Source organism: Pseudomonas sivasensis (assembly GCF_021391435.1).
GTDB lineage: Bacteria > Pseudomonadota > Gammaproteobacteria > Pseudomonadales > Pseudomonadaceae > Aquipseudomonas > Aquipseudomonas sivasensis.
Map to the genome: position 1 here is coordinate 3,126,425 of NZ_CP090029.1, position 15,012 is coordinate 3,141,436.

Annotated in this window: 13 protein-coding genes; 5 read left to right on the top strand and 8 right to left on the bottom strand. The window is 61.3% G+C overall.

Going from position 1 to position 15,012, the window contains the following annotated elements:
• Positions 1-31 precede the first annotated feature (31 nt).
• From LRO94_RS14055 to LRO94_RS14070, 4 genes are all read left to right on the top strand, one after another.
• Positions 32-1,024 (top strand): helix-turn-helix domain-containing protein, encoded by a 993-nt coding sequence (locus LRO94_RS14055; RefSeq protein WP_099602418.1) that lies wholly within the window; start codon positions 32-34, stop codon positions 1,022-1,024.
• Between the two features lie 68 nt (positions 1,025-1,092).
• Complete coding sequence (locus LRO94_RS14060) at positions 1,093-2,025, top strand: SphA family protein (protein ID WP_032891396.1); 933 nt, start codon at positions 1,093-1,095, stop codon at positions 2,023-2,025.
• Between the two features lie 10 nt (positions 2,026-2,035).
• On the top strand, positions 2,036-3,268 hold the full coding sequence (locus LRO94_RS14065) for an MFS transporter (protein WP_179179015.1): 1,233 nt from the start codon (positions 2,036-2,038) through the stop codon (positions 3,266-3,268).
• Positions 3,269-3,284: 16 nt separating this feature from the next.
• The gene (locus LRO94_RS14070) at positions 3,285-4,733 is read left to right on the top strand and encodes an amidase (protein WP_122681048.1); all 1,449 of its coding nucleotides are present in this window, start codon (positions 3,285-3,287) and stop codon (positions 4,731-4,733) included.
• 60 nt (positions 4,734-4,793) lie between these two features.
• Here LRO94_RS14070 and LRO94_RS14075 read toward each other — a convergent pair whose 3' ends face one another.
• From LRO94_RS14075 to LRO94_RS14105, 7 genes are all read right to left on the bottom strand, one after another.
• Positions 4,794-6,206: an aldehyde dehydrogenase family protein gene (locus LRO94_RS14075; RefSeq protein ID WP_179179014.1), complete on the bottom strand. Its 1,413-nt coding sequence runs from the start codon at positions 6,204-6,206 to the stop codon at positions 4,794-4,796.
• 4 nt (positions 6,207-6,210) lie between these two features.
• On the bottom strand, positions 6,211-7,260 hold the full coding sequence (locus LRO94_RS14080; protein ID WP_122681046.1) for a homoserine dehydrogenase: 1,050 nt from the start codon (positions 7,258-7,260) through the stop codon (positions 6,211-6,213).
• Positions 7,261-7,436: 176 nt separating this feature from the next.
• Positions 7,437-7,874, bottom strand: a complete 438-nt coding sequence (locus tag LRO94_RS14085; RefSeq protein ID WP_032891403.1) for an Lrp/AsnC family transcriptional regulator — start codon at positions 7,872-7,874, stop codon at positions 7,437-7,439.
• A gap of 22 nt (positions 7,875-7,896) precedes the next feature.
• Complete coding sequence (gene thrC / locus LRO94_RS14090) at positions 7,897-9,276, bottom strand: threonine synthase (RefSeq protein WP_179179013.1); 1,380 nt, start codon at positions 9,274-9,276, stop codon at positions 7,897-7,899.
• A gap of 17 nt (positions 9,277-9,293) precedes the next feature.
• Positions 9,294-10,184, bottom strand: a complete 891-nt coding sequence (locus LRO94_RS14095) for a LysR substrate-binding domain-containing protein (RefSeq protein ID WP_032891405.1) — start codon at positions 10,182-10,184, stop codon at positions 9,294-9,296.
• Positions 10,185-10,231: 47 nt separating this feature from the next.
• On the bottom strand, positions 10,232-11,656 hold the full coding sequence (locus LRO94_RS14100) for an amino acid permease (protein ID WP_032891407.1): 1,425 nt from the start codon (positions 11,654-11,656) through the stop codon (positions 10,232-10,234).
• 111 nt (positions 11,657-11,767) lie between these two features.
• Positions 11,768-13,024 carry a cystathionine gamma-synthase family protein gene (locus tag LRO94_RS14105; protein ID WP_179179012.1) on the bottom strand — a complete coding sequence of 419 codons (1,257 nt, stop codon included), beginning with the start codon at positions 13,022-13,024 and terminating at the stop codon, positions 11,768-11,770.
• A gap of 214 nt (positions 13,025-13,238) precedes the next feature.
• Between LRO94_RS14105 and LRO94_RS14115 the strand changes: the two genes are divergently transcribed.
• Entirely contained in the window at positions 13,239-13,430 is a 192-nt protein-coding gene (locus tag LRO94_RS14115; RefSeq protein ID WP_233897100.1) for a hypothetical protein, read from the top strand.
• On the opposite strand, the gene pdxR is transcribed toward LRO94_RS14115, so the two are convergent.
• On the bottom strand, positions 13,427-14,923 hold the full coding sequence (gene pdxR / locus LRO94_RS14120) for a MocR-like pyridoxine biosynthesis transcription factor PdxR (RefSeq protein ID WP_179179011.1): 1,497 nt from the start codon (positions 14,921-14,923) through the stop codon (positions 13,427-13,429). The two genes, LRO94_RS14115 and pdxR, sit on opposite strands and share 4 nt — an antisense overlap.
• Positions 14,924-15,012 lie beyond the last annotated feature (89 nt).

Here is a 15,012-nt window from a genome sequence, read left to right on the forward strand (position 1 = left end):
GTAAGCCTTGCAACTGAAAAAGGTTGGGTCAATGAACAACAATAATGTGCTGATGCCTGAGGCCGCGGTGGTTGCCCGAGGGGCGCCAGCGCTCCAACGTTTTCTGACCCGCGATATCGACGAGCACGCTCGCAATATGCACGGCTGGCAGGTTCGCTACGATCAAGTGTCTGCGGGGGCCTTTGAAGGGGAGTTGGTGGCGTTCCGGTCGGACTGGATGCAATTGGCCCGCGACCGCTCTAATCAGGCCATGATCAAAAGTGGCATGGCGTGGAAAGGCGCGATCACTTTCAGCATCCCCTTGAGTGCCGATGGCCCGGTGTATTGCTCGGGGCATCCGATCCATGAGCCAAGCCTGTTGGTCGCCCACGGTGAGCATCTTCCTGAGTTGCACACTCCCCAACACCTGGATTTGCTCAGTGTGGCCATTGACGAGCACGTCCTTGAGCATGTGCTGGAGCGTCAGGGCAGCCACTTTCGAATTACCGATCTTCCCAAGTGTTACCGCTTGGGTGACTCGTCTGTGCAGGCTGAACTCGCGGCGCTGTTCGAGGCACTGTCCGGCTCCGAGCAAGCGCGGGATGCGTTGCTTGGCCACGATTCGATCCGCCGTGGCCTGCGGGATTCGGTGATGCTGCACGTGCTGGAGCTGATTGCGCCGGATCACGCTCCACCGCTCAACCCCACCGCGCGCAAAAGGATGGTCGACCGCGCACGGGAATACGCGCTGAGTCACCTCGACGAGCCGTTGTCGATCCTCGACCTGTGTAACCACATCGGCGCCAGCCGGCGCAAACTCCAATATTGTTTCCAGGAAACCCTGGGGATCAATCCGGTGGCGTATTTGCGTGCGTTGCGCCTCAATGCAGTGCGTCGTGAACTGCGAATGAGCACCCAATCCCTGAACGTACAGGACGTCGCGGCACGCTGGGGGTTCTGGCATTTGAGCCGCTTTTCCGGTGACTATCGCACCCTGTTTGGTGAAACCCCTTCACAGACCCTGCGCCGTACGCAACTCTGCTGAAAACGGATAACCCGCCCACGGCGCTGCTGCCTAGGATGACCCACACCACTTGCTGGGAGGGGCATTCGATGAGCAATAACAATAACGCAAGCGCTGCACGCAAGACGTTGTTCACCCTGGGGCTGCTCGGTTGCTGCGCCGGCGTCCAGGCAACCGAGAACGGCGCGCCGACCACGGCGGTCGGCGTGTATGACTTCGGCGCGGGGATGATGCCACCGGCCACGCCGTTCGGCACCATCGGGCTGCGTACGGCGTTCTACTCGGCCAATGTGCAGAAGGACCGCAACGGCCGTTCGATCGACAACCACTTCTCGTTGGACGTCTTGTCGATTGGCGTCGCCTATATGCGCATGACTGATCACACTGTACTGGGCGCCCACTATGGGTTTGGCGTGGTGGTGCCGTTTTTCAAGATGGACGCTTCCGTCAAGGTGCCGACCCCCATTGGGCCGCTGAGCCTGGAGGCTGATCCGTTTCGACTGGCCGATGTGCAATTCCTGCCGGTGATCCTGCAATGGAACCCATCGCCGAATCTGTTCATCAACACCCAATTGCAGATCCAGGCGCCTACCGGTGACTACGACAAGAACCGTCTGGTTTCCCCCGGTCTCAATCACTGGACGTTCTCGCCGATCGTCAACGCCACCTACCTCACCGACAGTGGCTTCGAGGTTTCCTCAAGCTTTGAAGTCGACGTCAACACCCGCAACCCCGCAACCGATTACAAAAACGGTGTCGAGTACCGCCACGAGTTTGCCGTGGGCCAGCACATCGGCCCGTGGACGTTGGGCCTGGGTGGTTATTACTACCGCCAGTTCAGCGATGACGATGCGCCAGGGTTGCAGACTGGCAACCGGGCACGGGTGCTGGCAGTGGGGCCGGCGGTGAGTTACTTCAAGCCGGGCCTGCCACCGGTCTGGCTGCATGCCTACAAGGAAACCGACGCGCGCAACCGTGCCGAGGGTTACACCGTGGCGCTGCGTATTTCTCAAAGCTTTTAAGGGGCTGGCCATGAATCCATCACGTTCTGAATACGCACCACCCCGGCAAGCCAGCGGTCGTCGTGAAGGGTTGGTGCTGATGCTCGGCAGCAGCCTGACGATCATGGGCGCGGTCATGGTTGCGCCGATCCTGCCCAAGCTTGGCGCCACGTTTGGTCCGCTGGAGCCGCGCGCCGACTTGCTGGTGCCCTTGGCGGTCACCGGGCCGGCGCTGGCGATTGCACTGTGCGCGCCGTTGGCCGGCTGGTTGGCCGACCGGGTCGGGCGCAAGGCGTTGCTGGTTATCGCGACCTTGTTATACGCCGTGCTCGGCGCCTTGCCGGCACTGCTGGATAACTTGCAGGCCATCGTGGGCGTGCGCCTGTTGTTCGGCTGCGCCGAAGCCGCCGTGATGACCTGTTGCGCCACCTTGATTGCCGACTATTGGCACGGTGAGGAACGGCTGCGCTACATCAATCGGCAGGTAGTAACCATCGGCCTGGTGGGCTCGCTGTTCTTTGTGGTGGGCGGCGCGCTGGGCGAGCATTCCTGGCGCCTGCCGTTCCTGCTGTACCTGCTGCCATTGCTGTTGGTGCCGCTGATGATGAAGGTGCTGTGGGAACCGGCTAGCCGCCCGCAGTCCCTCGACGAACCCGAGCCGGGCAGGGTAGCCGTGGTGCCGTTGGTACTGGGTTATCTGCTGATTCTCAGCGGGATGGTCCTGAGTTTTATCGTGCCGATCCAGGCCCCGATTCTGCTGGTCGGCCTGGGAGTGACCTCTAGCACGCTGATCGGGCTGTCGGCGGGCCTGGGTTTGCTCGCGACCCTGGGCGGTTCGCTGGCCTGGCCATTGCTGCGTCGACGCTTCGGCATCGTCGGTTGCAACGCGCTGTTGCTGGCTCTGCTGGGGTTGGGGCTGTGGCTGCTGATGCGCGGGCAAAGCTACAACGCGGTGCTGGTGGCGGTGCTGATTCACGGCCTGGGCGCCGGGCTGCTGGTGCCCAACGTGATGGCGCCGGTGATGAATGCCCTGAGTGCCCGAACACGCGGGCGCGGCCTGGGCGGGTTCACGGCTTGCCTGTATTTCGGCCAATTTGTCAGCCCGCTGGTGGTGGCGCTGCTCAGTGTCTACGCCGGTGACCTGCGCACCTCCATCCAGTGGCTGGCGCTGGCCAGCTTTGCCTCGGCGGCGATCTGGGCGCTGGCAGGCCTGCACGCCCGACGTAAGGGGGCTCCGGGTACCTTCCGGTCAAGTCATTCGTAACTAAAAGGAGATAAACATGAACATCCAGAATCTGTTGGACAGCGAGGATGCCACCGGCCTGGCCGAGTGGGTCCGCCGTGGCGAAGTGCACCCCGGCGAGTTGCTTGAAGCGGTGATTGACCGGATTGAGTGGGTCGAGCCGCAGCTCAATGCCGTGGCCGAACGGCTGTACACGTCGGCCCGTGAAGCTGCACGCACCGTGCAGCCCGGCCACGGCGTATTCGCGGGCGTACCGACCTTGATCAAAGACTTGTTTTCGCCGGTCAACGGCGCGGCGATGACCAACGGTTCCCAGGCACTGGGAGGGTTTCGCGCAGATTTTGAAGCCGAACTGGTGACCCGTTTGCGCCGTGCCGGTTGCGTGATTGCCGGCACCAGCACCTCGCCCGAATTCGGCACGTCGTACTCCACCGAGTCCACGCGCTTTGGCGCCACACGCAACCCCTGGAACACCGGCCACAGTGCGGGCGGCTCCAGCGGTGGCGCGGCCGCCTTGGTGGCGGCGCGTGTCGTCCCGTTTGCCCATGGCAACGACGGCGGCGGCTCCTTGCGCGTGCCGGCGTCCTGCTGCGGGGTGTTTGGCCTCAAGCCCAGTCGCGGATTGTTGCCATCAGGGCCGATGGTCGGCGAAGGCTGGGCCGGCATGGGCACGCCCCATGGGATCACCTTGTCGGTACGTGACAGCGCCGCCTTGTTGGATGCAACGGCCGGGATCGACCTCGGCGCACCCTATGCCGCACCGGTGCAGGTGCAGCCCTATGTTTCGGCGTTACAGCGCGAACCAAAGCCGCTGCGCATCGCACTGGTGGAGCAACTCGGGCCTTGGCCGACGTCCAGCGAAGCGTTGGCATCGGTGCAGGAGGCCGCCAGATTGTGCCAATCCCTGGGCCATCGGGTTGAGCCGGTGAAGTTGCCGGTGTCACTGCCGGAATTTCTCGATCAGGTCTTCACCATCATTGGCGCCAGTACCCGTCACTATCTCGACGTGCTGGGACAGATGCGCGGCTTTGCGGTGCAGCCCGAGGAGCTTGAGGCGCGCACCCGGATCATTTTGCGCAGCAAGGGCGATGTCAGCGGGGCACATCACGCGGGCGCGGTGGAATGGATTCATGGCTTGGGCCGGCAGTTGGCGATGTTCATGCAGGAATACGACCTGATCCTCACGCCGACCCTGGCCCGTGAGCCGGCACCGATTGGCGAGCTGGATGTGCAGGACGACCGCTTGAGCCTGGATGAACTGATTGAGCAGTTTCACAGCTACTCACCGTTTACCGCGTTGTTCAACGCCAGCGGGCAACCGGCGATGTCGGTGCCGCTGTACTGGAGCGCCGCCGGCCTGCCGATGGGCGCCCACTTCGCGGGCCGTTTTGGCGAGGAAAGTACGCTGTTCGCCCTTGCTGCGCAGTTGGAGCGTGCGCAACCCTGGCGTCGGCGAGTGCCGCCGATCAATGCCTGTCAGCGGTGAGTGCCTGGGACGGTTGGCAATGGGAGGCAGCCGCTCCCACTGCTGACTACCTTGGATCGATCAAGCCCGGATATTCAGGCACACCACCTTGGGTTGGGTCATCTCCTCGTAGGCGAAACGCACGCCCTCACGGCCGAGGCTGCCGTATTTGGAACCGCCAAAGGGCATTGCATCAAAGCGATAGTCGGACGAGTCGTTGATCATCACACCTCCCGCCTCAATCCTGCGGGCGGCGCTCAAGGCCGTCGCCAGGTCGCTCGTAAAGATACCGGCGTGCAGGCTGTAGTCAGGCTCGTTGGCCAGCGCGATGGCCTCATCGAAGGACTCAACCCGTTGCAATACCACCACGGGCGCAAAGACCTCGTTGCGCCAGAGTGCGCTGGCGTGATCGACGTTTTCCAATACGGTGGCGGCGTAACACGAATCCTTTCGTGTGTGCCCGCACAGCAAGGTTGCGCCTTGGGCCAACGCGTCGGCTACCACGCGCTCGGCATTCTGCGCCGCTTGCCGGGTAATCATCGGGCCGATATCGGTGCTGGCAAGCAACGGGTCGCCGACCAACAGGGCCTGGGCCTGGCTGACAAAACGTTCGCGGAACGCGGCATAAACGGACCCATGAACCAGCAGTCGCTGAGTGCCGATGCAATTTTGTCCTGCCGCCCAGAAGGCGCCGGACACGCAACACGCCACTGCGGCCTCAAGGTCGCAGTCGTCCATGACGATTACGGGCGCATTGCCGCCCAAGTCCATTGCCAGTTTCTTCAAGCCTGCGGTGCGGGAGATCTGCTCACCGGTGACAAAGCCTCCGGTGAAGGAAATCATGCGTACGTCACGGGCCGCGACCAGGGCTTTGCCCAGTTCGGCGCCACCGGTGGCAACCGTGACCACCGATTCGGGCAAGCCAGCGTCGATCAGGTACGCCACCAGTTTCATGGCTGACAACGGCGCCAATTGCGACGGTTTGAGAATCACCGCGTTGCCGCCGGCGATGGCTGGGCCGAGCTTGTGCGCCACCAGGTTCAAGGGATCGTTGTATGGCGTGATGGCGACGATCAAGCCAAGGGGCTCGCGGGAGAACCAACCCTGGCGCGATTCTGAACCTTCATAGGCATCAAAAGGGATCACCTCGCCGGCATTGCGCCGGGCTTCTTCGGCCGACAGCTTGAGGGTGTTGACGCAGCGCTTGACCTCTTTTTGCGCCTGCTTGAGGGTCTTGCCGGCTTCGTCGACGATCAGTCGGGCAAATGCCGATGCATCGCGTTCGATGTTCAACGCCGTCTGTTCGAGAATCTGTGCCCTGCGATAACGCGGCAAGCCCGCACTGGCCCGAACGCCCTGGCGACCCTGTTCCAGCAAGTGCGGAACCTGGGACGCACACACGTCGGCTACGGTGCCGACAAGCGCACCGTCAAAGGGATTGAACACCTGTATTTGTGCTGCCCCAACCGTACGGGCCAAATTCGATACGTTCATTGGCTTACTCCCGACCCTGTGCAGCGGATTGATGAAGGCTGATGATGTCCGACAGCAGCGCAAAGGCTGTTTCTGTACGACCGGCGCCCGGTCCCGAAACCGTCACCGTGCCAATCAGGTCGCTGCTGAACGACACTGCATTCGTGGCGCCGCCGATGCTGGAGAGCGGATGATCGTTGCCCAACAGGCGCGGTTCGACGCTGGCACTGACCGAGCCATCGGCATGCCGTGTGGCGGCGCCAATGAGTTTCCAGCGTGCATTGTTCTGGCGGGCCTGATCGATGTCCTCAAGGGTGAGGGCGCTGATACCGTTGCAGCGCACATCGCTGACGGTGAGTGATGCATCCAGCAGCTCGTTGGCCAGGATCACCACCTTGAGACGTACATCATGGCCTTCGACATCCGCCGTCGGGTCGGCTTCGGCGTACCCCAGGGCCTGTGCCTGCTCGACTGCTTCGGTAAAGCCCAGGCCATTTTCCATGCGGGTCAGGACGAAATTGGAGGTGCCGTTGAGAATGCCTTCGAAGCTGTTGATGCTGCTGCCGGCCAGCAATTGCCTGGCCAGGCGGATCACAGGCGTGCCACTCATCACCGAGCCTTCGTATTCAAACGCCACGTGGTTGCGCTGAGCCAGGGCCTTCAGCGCCGCACCGTGCAAGGCAATCGGTCCTTTGTTGGTGGTCACCACGTGCTGGCCGTTTTCCAGGGCCCAGCGACAGAACGTGGTCGCAGGTTCGCCGTCCACCGGGTTGGTGAAGGTCGCTTCGGCAATGATGTCTGCGCCGGAGTCTTTGATCACGGCTTCAGTGCGCGCGACCGCGTCGCCCCCCGGTAGGTTTGCCAGGGCGCCCTTGGTCACCGGCAGCGCGGCCAGTGAGGCGGCATCCAGCCCTTGGCGGTTGATCAGTGAGCCGAGGAAGAGGTCGGTGACACCGACGATTTTCAGGGTAAAACCCAGTGCGTTTTTCCAGTCTTCGTTGCGTTCGGCAATCAACTGGGCCAACGCTCGGTTGACGCCACCGAAGCCCACCAGCGCAATTTTATATTCAGTCATTTTTTTATGCCCTTGATCTGTGTGATGAGTGGTCTGGCATAAGATTAGGGGCGCGACCATGGCAGTGAAATATGCCAATTTGCTCTATTTCATGGGCGTTTTGACCAAGGGGTAGGTGCTGCGTGGGGAACAAAAAAAGTCAACGATCGTTGGCTTTTTTTTACCGCGAAACCGGTTTAGACAACGGAGGATAGAACGAATGACGTCACGGTATTTTCCACCCCCGCCAGGGCCGAGATTTGAGTCCAGACCTGATGCACCCGCTGCGGGCTTGATGCGCCGACGCGCAGCATCAGGTCGAATTCGCCGCTCATGACGTCGCACTGGATCACTTCAGGAATTGCCCGCAGGGCCTGCAAGACATCCTCGCCGCGCATGCGGTCATAGCGATAGACGAAAATCACTGCGTTGATCTGGGATGAGGCTTGGCGCCCGTCGCCGGTCAGTACCGTATAGCCCAGGATTGCACCGTCACGCTCCAGCCGTTCGATCCGTTGGCGCACGGCGTTGCGGGACAGGTTGACCTTGGCCGCCAGCTCAGCGTGGGCGGCCCGGGCATTGAGCCGCAACTCGGCGATGATGCGCTCATCGAGCGGATCCAGAATGCGCTTCATGTGGCCCCCTGCCTCCCGTCGTTCACAGCGTATCGAGCAGTTGATAAAGGAGGCCGGCGTCGTCGGGCGTTATCCGGTAACGCTGCGCGTGTAAGTGCGCTGTCGCCTGGCCGTGTTGCCCCGGCACATTGATGCCCAGTTCGTTGAGCAGCGCAGCGGATTTGGCCGGTGAAGTTTCCCCGAGGGTGACCATTGGCGCGACCAGGCTGCGCCGATAAAGCCTTGCGGCCAGTACTCCGGTGGCCGTGTGGGGGTCAATCAGGTAGCCCGTGTCACGGTAGAGCGAGGCGATTTCGGCCAGGGTTTCTTCATCGCTTACCGCATAGGAGTCGATGATCATCCGGGCCTGCAACCAGCAGTCGTTGGCGATGGTCATCTCGCCGCTGGCTTCGAATTCAGCCATCAGCGCACTGACTGCCGCAGCGTCGTGTCCATACAACTCCCATAGAAAACGTTCCAGGTTGGAGAAAATCGACAAGTCCATGGCCGGTGACAGGGTCTTGTCAGCGCGCTGGCGGCTGTAATGGTTCTTGAGGAACAACTGATGCAGCGCGTCATTTTTGTTGGTCGCGACGATGATTTGGGTAATCGGCAGGCCCATTTTTTGCGCGATGTAGCCAGCGTAGACTTCGGCGAAACTCGCCGCCGGCACGCTGAAGCCGACAGATCGTTGACCTGCGCCCAATTGCAGCACGGCGTAGAAATAAAACACGAGCTGCGCCAGCACGTTGACCCAGTTGCTGGAATTGAAGCTGATCGCCTCATGGCGCGGGTTGGGCCAATGCCTGAACAAGCGGTTCGCGAGCTGCTGGCAGTCGTCAAAGCTACCGGCGACTGCGAACGTATGCACATTGGGATGCGCAACCCCCTGCAACTCGTGCAGTTGATGCTGCGCGACCGCGGACTCCGGGTATAGCAGCACCACGTGGGTGTCGTTACTGTGTTTGAACGCCTCGATCGCCGCGAGTCCGGTGTCTCCGTTGGTGGCGCCGAGCACCACTGCGCGTCGCGGGTGCTTATGCAGAAAGTACTGCACCAGTTGCGCCTGCAACTGCGCGGCGAAATCCTTCGAGGAGCGGGTCGGGCCGTGGAACAGCTCAAGCACCCATTCGTTGCGATCGACCTGATGCAGCGGCGCCACCGCACGGTGCTTGAACTGACTGCTGGCTTCTTTGAGCAGGCGCTTGAGGTCCGCTTCGGGGATGGTCCCGCCAACAAACGGACGTATGATCCGATACGCCAGTTCGTCGTAGGGCAAGGTTGACCAGTTGGCGATATCCTGGGGCTCGAACAGCGGCAGGTCGGTGGGTACGAACAGTCCGCCGTCGTCGGCCAGGCCGGACAACACGACCTTTTCAAAGTCGGCCTGCACGGTCGAACTTCGAGTGCTTATGTAGTGCATGGTTTGGCTCCGGCCATTTATTTGTAGCGATGGGCCTGCTCGACCAGCCAGGTAGAAAACATCATGGCGTCGGGGTGCTGGTCTGCCCCGGAGCCGCGTACCAGGTAGAACGACTCGCTGGCTTCGATGCGCTGGTCGAAGGGCTCGATCAAACGCCCGTCCTGGAGCATCTCGTCAACCATTGAGGAGCGTGCCAGCGCAATCCCTTGCCCAAGTTCGGCCATGCGCAACGTCGAGATCAGTGTGTCGAACTGCATGCCACGGGACGAATCGACGTCGTCCGCGCCGACCATCTTCAGCCAGTATCCCCAACCCTCTTCGTAACCCAGCACATGCAACAGCGTATGCCGCGCAACGTCGCTCGCCACTGTCAGCGGTGATCGCGCCATCAGGGCGGGTGAGCAGACCGGGAACAAGGTGTCCCAGGTCAGCCGCTGGGACACGAGGCCAGGCCATTGACCATGGCCCCAGCGAATTTCCATATCGTCTTCGCCATCCAGTTCCTTGATCCAGATATTGCTGATGTAGCGGATATCGACGTGGGGGTGAGCCTGACGAAAGTCCACCAGCTTGGGTGCCAGCCAGTGGACGAAAAACGCCAGGCTGCCACGCACCTTGATCGGCCGCCGTTTGTGCTGGCCAAAAATCTCGTTGGTGCCCACCGCCAGCCGTGTAATTGCATCCTGCACCACCGGCAGATAAGCCTGGCCTTCTTCGGTCAGCCCCAGTCCACGGGGCAGGCGCTTGAACAGCGCCACGCCCAGATGACTTTCCAGTTGGCGGATCTGCTGGCTGACCGCGCCCTGGGTCAGGCACAGTTCGTCGGCGGCGTGAGTAAAGTTCAGGCTCCGGGCGGACACCTCGAACGCGCGCAGCCAGTTCAACGGAGGGAGCGGCTTTTGCTTCATGGTCTGGACCTTATTGACGCGGTACTCAGCACGCTTGCCCACACCGTCTAGGGGGACGGCTGAACCGTGGTGGCGAGCGACAAGCGTCGTTCGCGGCTGTTACGGGTAATGTAATACACGAAGTAGCACCAGGCGATGAAGGGCAAACCGAAGTACAACGCGACGCGCTGTTCCGGGTCGAACGCGATCCCCACACAAGCAAGGCTGCAGCACACCAGTGCGCCCAAAGGCACCCATGGGTAACCCCGGACCCTGAATTTGAGGTCGCGCACGTCGCCGCCATTGGCCACGAACTGACGGCGGAATGCAATTTGACTCGCGGCGATGCTCATCCACACCACCACCACCGCCAACCCGGAAATCGACACCAGCGCCAGGTACACCGTGTCGGCGGCAAACACGCTGCTGAGCAGGGATGCGCCGCCACCGACCATGCTCAGTACGATGGCGTTCAATGGGGTGCCCATGCGGGTCAAGTGGGAGAACTGCTTGGGCAGGTGCCCTTGGTCGCTCAGGGTCCAGAGCATCCGTGAGGCGGCGTACAGCCCGGAGTTGGCCGCCGACAACAGCGCGGTGATGATCACGAAGTTCATGATGTCGGCGGAGTAGGGGATACCAATGTAGGTGAACACGGTGACGAAGGGGCTTTCGACCAGACCGGCCTGCTCACGCGGCAGCAACGTCGCCAGCACGAAAATGGTCCCGACGAAAAAGATAGCCAGGCGCAGCACGGTGGTGCGGATGGCCCGTGGCACATTGCGTTGCGGGTCCTTGGTTTCACCGGCGGCGATACCGATCAGCTCGGTGCCTGAAAACGCGAACGACACCGCCAGCAAGGTCATGGCAATCGACATGAAACCGGTGGGGAACAAGCCTTCGCGTGTGAAGTTACCGAGGCCGATACTGTGGGCCTGATCGATATTGAGCAGGCCGAGAATGGCGCCGCCGCCGATGATCAGGAACACCACGACCGTCACCACTTTGATCAGGGACAGCCAGAACTCAGTCTCGGCGAACAAACGGACCGAGACCACGTTGGTAAAAAATACCGCCCCGGCAAACAATGCACTCCAGATCCACACGGGCGTGTCAGGAAACCAGCGCGTCATCAGGATGCCGGCGGCGGTGAACTCCGAACCAATGGCCACCGTCCACGTCAGCCAATACAGCCAGGCCACGGTGTAGCCGGTGCCTGGGCCGAGAAAACGGGTCGCGTACGTGCTGAACGAGCCGGTTTCCGGCATCTGCACTGCCAGTTCGCCGAGGCACATCATCACCATGTACACCATGAGTGCGCCGATGATGTAGGCGATCACCGCACCCAGCGGGCCTGCCTGGTTAACGGTATAGCCGGAGGTTAGAAAGAGTCCGGTGCCAATCACGCCACCCAAGGCCAGCATGACAATGTGGCGCGTCTGCATTTCCTGTTTGAAGCCGGCACGCGTGTTGGTTTTTTCTTCTGTTATGGACATGGTTGTTCTCATGAAAGTAGTGAGGACAGATAGAAGCGTCGGCACACAGTTTTATTATTATTCCTCTTCATGAAACGCCTCACAGACGGCCCTGTCGTGAGGTTTGAAAGGTCAGTTCACGCCCTCGCTGAAGGCGGGCTGCTGACTTTTTTCATCGCGCAAACCCCTGACAAATGCGAACGCCTGCTTTAAATCGTCGAGCAGATCGTCGGTGTCTTCGATGCCCACCGAAACCCGTACTAATCCTTCCGAGATGCCCAGCGCCTGTCGCTCCTCCAGCGTATTTTCCACATGACTGGTGGTGCGCGCAGGGCCGTAAATGGTTTCCACCGCACCGAGATTGCCCGCACAGTGGGCAAATCGCAGGCGTGGCAGCAGCAGCTTGACCGAGTCCATGCCGCCAACAAGTACGAAGCTGACAATGGCGCCAAAACCGCCCATCTGCGCACACGCCACCGCGTGGTTCGGGTGGTCGGCCAGGCCGGGATAATTGACCGAAGCCACCAGCGGCTCTGTGCAGAGAAATTCTGCCAGGGCACGGGCGCTGTGTTGCTGCTGACGCATGCGCAGCACCAGGGTTTTCATACCGCGAATGATCATGTAAGCCGAGAGTGGATCAAGGGTGGCACCGTTGATTTCACGGTAATGCCGAACCTTGGCCATCAGGGCTTCACTGCCGCAGACCAGGCCGCCCAATACGTCACCATGACCACTGAGGAATTTGGTCGCGCTGTGAATGACCACATCGACCCCCAGGGCCAAGGGGTTCTGATTGAGTGGTGTGGCAAACGTGTTGTCGGCTACCACTAGCGCGCCCACGCGTTTCGCCGCCGCAACCAGGCGTTGGATATCAAGGATCTTCAGGGTCGGATTGGTCGGCGTTTCCAGGTACACCACCTGACAGCCCCTGGCGATTTCCCGTTCGATCGCCTCGTGATCGAACGTCTCGCACAAGGTCACCTCCACACCCGTGCGCGGCAGGAACTCCTCGAAAATCTTGTTGGTGCCGCCGTAACTGTCCTTGGTCGACACCATGCGGTCACCCTGGGCCAGGAAGGTATAAAGCACACTGCTGATAGCCGCCATGCCACTGCTGAATGCGACTGCGGATTCGGCTTTCTCCAACTCACCAATCTTGGCTTCGAGGGTCTCGACCGTCGGGTTGCTCATGCGGCTATAGATAAAGCCCGGAGCTTTACCCATGGCGACGTCGTACCAGACGTCGATATCGTCGTAACCATACGCCGCACTGAGCACAATAGGCGCCTGCGTGGCGTTATAGGGATGCCTGACTTGCTCTCCACCCCAGACCGCCCGTGTCCCGGCGCCCGCATTATCAAGCCCTGCGCTGTCAGGTTTTTTGTTCATTGAGACTACTCGCACTGAGGGGTGAACGTTGAGTCGTTCACACAGATAGTGCGGATCAATATAGGGATAAGCGGTGCCCCCGAGAAACGATGTTATCGGTGCCAAAGGGCTGCTTTTTTTAATGGTTGGCGGGGGGGATATGCTGGTTTTGTTTTTGCTGGAACCGGGGAAAAGATCCTGGGCCTGGACCTCAAGTCAGGAGGGCATTTGTCCCATGGCGCTGCGTTCAACTTGTCCAAGCCCTCAACTATGGCGTGCATCCGGTGACGCACAGGGTCGACTGGATCAGGTCGAGCAGATCGCCCGACAGGAACGTCCACGCCTGATCATCCCAGGCGCTTGCCACGGCGCGCGGATGGCCGCACAAGCCCGGCAACTGCTGCTGAACTGCGCGCTGGGCCATTAGATTTTCAGGGCGCTGGCCAGGCGCAACATGCCGGCTTCTATTTCATGCGCGGTCAGGGAGGAGTAGCCCAGCAGCCAGCCTTGTTGCTTCGGTTCGCCCGCGTACAAGCCGCTGAGGCCGGACAGTTGCACGCCGGCAGTAGCCGCCTGGCGGATGGTTTTCTCCTCGGACCATCCGGCTTTCAGCAGGCAGGGGATCTGCAACCCGCCCGGCGGCAATTCGGCGGTGACCACGGTGCTCAGGTACTTGCCGATCGCGTCGTGCATGATCGAGCGGCGTCCGGCATACAGCTTGCGCATGGCCCGCACATGGGCGTTGTAATGACCGTCTTCCATAAAACGCGCCAGGGTCAGTTGCAGTGTTTGCGGTGTGTGGCCGTCCATCATGCTGCGGGCATAGGCAAAGGGCTTCACCAGCTCAGAGGGCAGCACCATGTACCCCATGCGCAAGCCGGGGTAGAGGGTCTTGCTGAAGGTGCCGATGTAGAGCGTGCGCTGATACTTGTCCAGGCCCTGCACGCAGGCCGTGGGTTGCCCGTCGTAATGGAACTCGCTGTCGTAGTCATCCTCGATGATCCACTTGCCTTTTTGCGCCGCCCAATTGATCAACTCAAGTCGCCGCTCCAGGGGCAAGGTCGCGCCGGTGGGGTACTGGTGAGAGGGCGTGACATACACACAGTTGGCGCCGCTGCGGTCGGCATAAAGCAGGTCGGTGCGGATGCCGTGTTCATCGACATCAATGGGCATCACCTTGGTTTCGGCAATTTGGAAGGCCTTGCGGGCGCCGTAATAGCCGGGGTTTTCCAGCAGGATCGGCTTGCCGGCGTCCACCAGCAATTGCGCGCACAGGTACAACGCCTGACGTGTGCTGCTCAACACCAGCACCTGGTCGGGTGAGCATTTGGCGCCGCGTTCGAGGTTCAGGTAGGTGGCAATCGCTTTGCGCAGGGGCTCGGCGCCTTGTGGGTCGCCATGCAGCAGCACGCTGGCGCGATAGTCCTTCATGACCTGGCGCTGCAAACGCTCCCACACATCCGTCGGGAAGCTGCGGGTTTCCGGCAGGCCGGTGGCGAATGCCTTGATGACTTGCTGATCGCGCACGCCGCCGGTGTCGAAGATCATCCGCCCGCGCTGGCTGAGTTCGGCGCCCGGTGCGGCGACGCTGCTCCTGGTTTCCTGAGCCTTGAGGCGTCGGCGGCCGGCACCGCGCAATTCGACGCCCACCGTGTCGCAGACGTAACTGCCGGCGCCTTCGCGGCGCACGATAAACCCGTCCCGATGCAGCTGCACATAGGCGTTCTCAACGGTGTCGCGGGCGCACCCCAATGACTTGGACAGCACCCGCGTGGCGGGCAGTTTCAAGCCGGGGCTGAGGGCGCCGTCGAGGATCAGCGCACGTAATGCACGTTGGATCCGCTGGTGCAGATCCAGCAGCTGAAACTCGGCGTCGTTGAGGCGCATCTTCAGGGTTTCAAGCTCGAAGGTCTTTGCCATGTGGTCTGCTCTCTTTCCATGAAATGGCAGGTAGGGGCAGGCCAGTTTATCCGTAGACTCTGGCCCTCGCCATCCCGCGGTTTCAACGC

Excerpts from the sequence above, each read along its gene's own strand:
- LRO94_RS14055 (WP_099602418.1), top strand. The coding sequence starts at position 32 with ATGAACAACAATAATGTGCTGATGCCTGAGGCCGCGGTGGTTGCCCGA.
- LRO94_RS14060 (WP_032891396.1), top strand. The coding sequence starts at position 1,093 with ATGAGCAATAACAATAACGCAAGCGCTGCACGCAAGACGTTGTTCACC.
- LRO94_RS14065 (WP_179179015.1), top strand. The coding sequence starts at position 2,036 with ATGAATCCATCACGTTCTGAATACGCACCACCCCGGCAAGCCAGCGGT.
- LRO94_RS14070 (WP_122681048.1), top strand. The coding sequence starts at position 3,285 with ATGAACATCCAGAATCTGTTGGACAGCGAGGATGCCACCGGCCTGGCC.
- LRO94_RS14075 (WP_179179014.1), bottom strand. The coding sequence starts at position 6,206 with ATGAACGTATCGAATTTGGCCCGTACGGTTGGGGCAGCACAAATACAG.
- LRO94_RS14080 (WP_122681046.1), bottom strand. The coding sequence starts at position 7,260 with ATGACTGAATATAAAATTGCGCTGGTGGGCTTCGGTGGCGTCAACCGA.
- LRO94_RS14085 (WP_032891403.1), bottom strand. The coding sequence starts at position 7,874 with ATGAAGCGCATTCTGGATCCGCTCGATGAGCGCATCATCGCCGAGTTG.
- thrC (WP_179179013.1), bottom strand. The coding sequence starts at position 9,276 with ATGCACTACATAAGCACTCGAAGTTCGACCGTGCAGGCCGACTTTGAA.
- LRO94_RS14095 (WP_032891405.1), bottom strand. The coding sequence starts at position 10,184 with ATGAAGCAAAAGCCGCTCCCTCCGTTGAACTGGCTGCGCGCGTTCGAG.
- LRO94_RS14100 (WP_032891407.1), bottom strand. The coding sequence starts at position 11,656 with ATGTCCATAACAGAAGAAAAAACCAACACGCGTGCCGGCTTCAAACAG.
- LRO94_RS14105 (WP_179179012.1), bottom strand. The coding sequence starts at position 13,024 with ATGAACAAAAAACCTGACAGCGCAGGGCTTGATAATGCGGGCGCCGGG.
- LRO94_RS14115 (WP_233897100.1), top strand. The coding sequence starts at position 13,239 with ATGGCGCTGCGTTCAACTTGTCCAAGCCCTCAACTATGGCGTGCATCC.
- pdxR (WP_179179011.1), bottom strand. The coding sequence starts at position 14,923 with ATGGCAAAGACCTTCGAGCTTGAAACCCTGAAGATGCGCCTCAACGAC.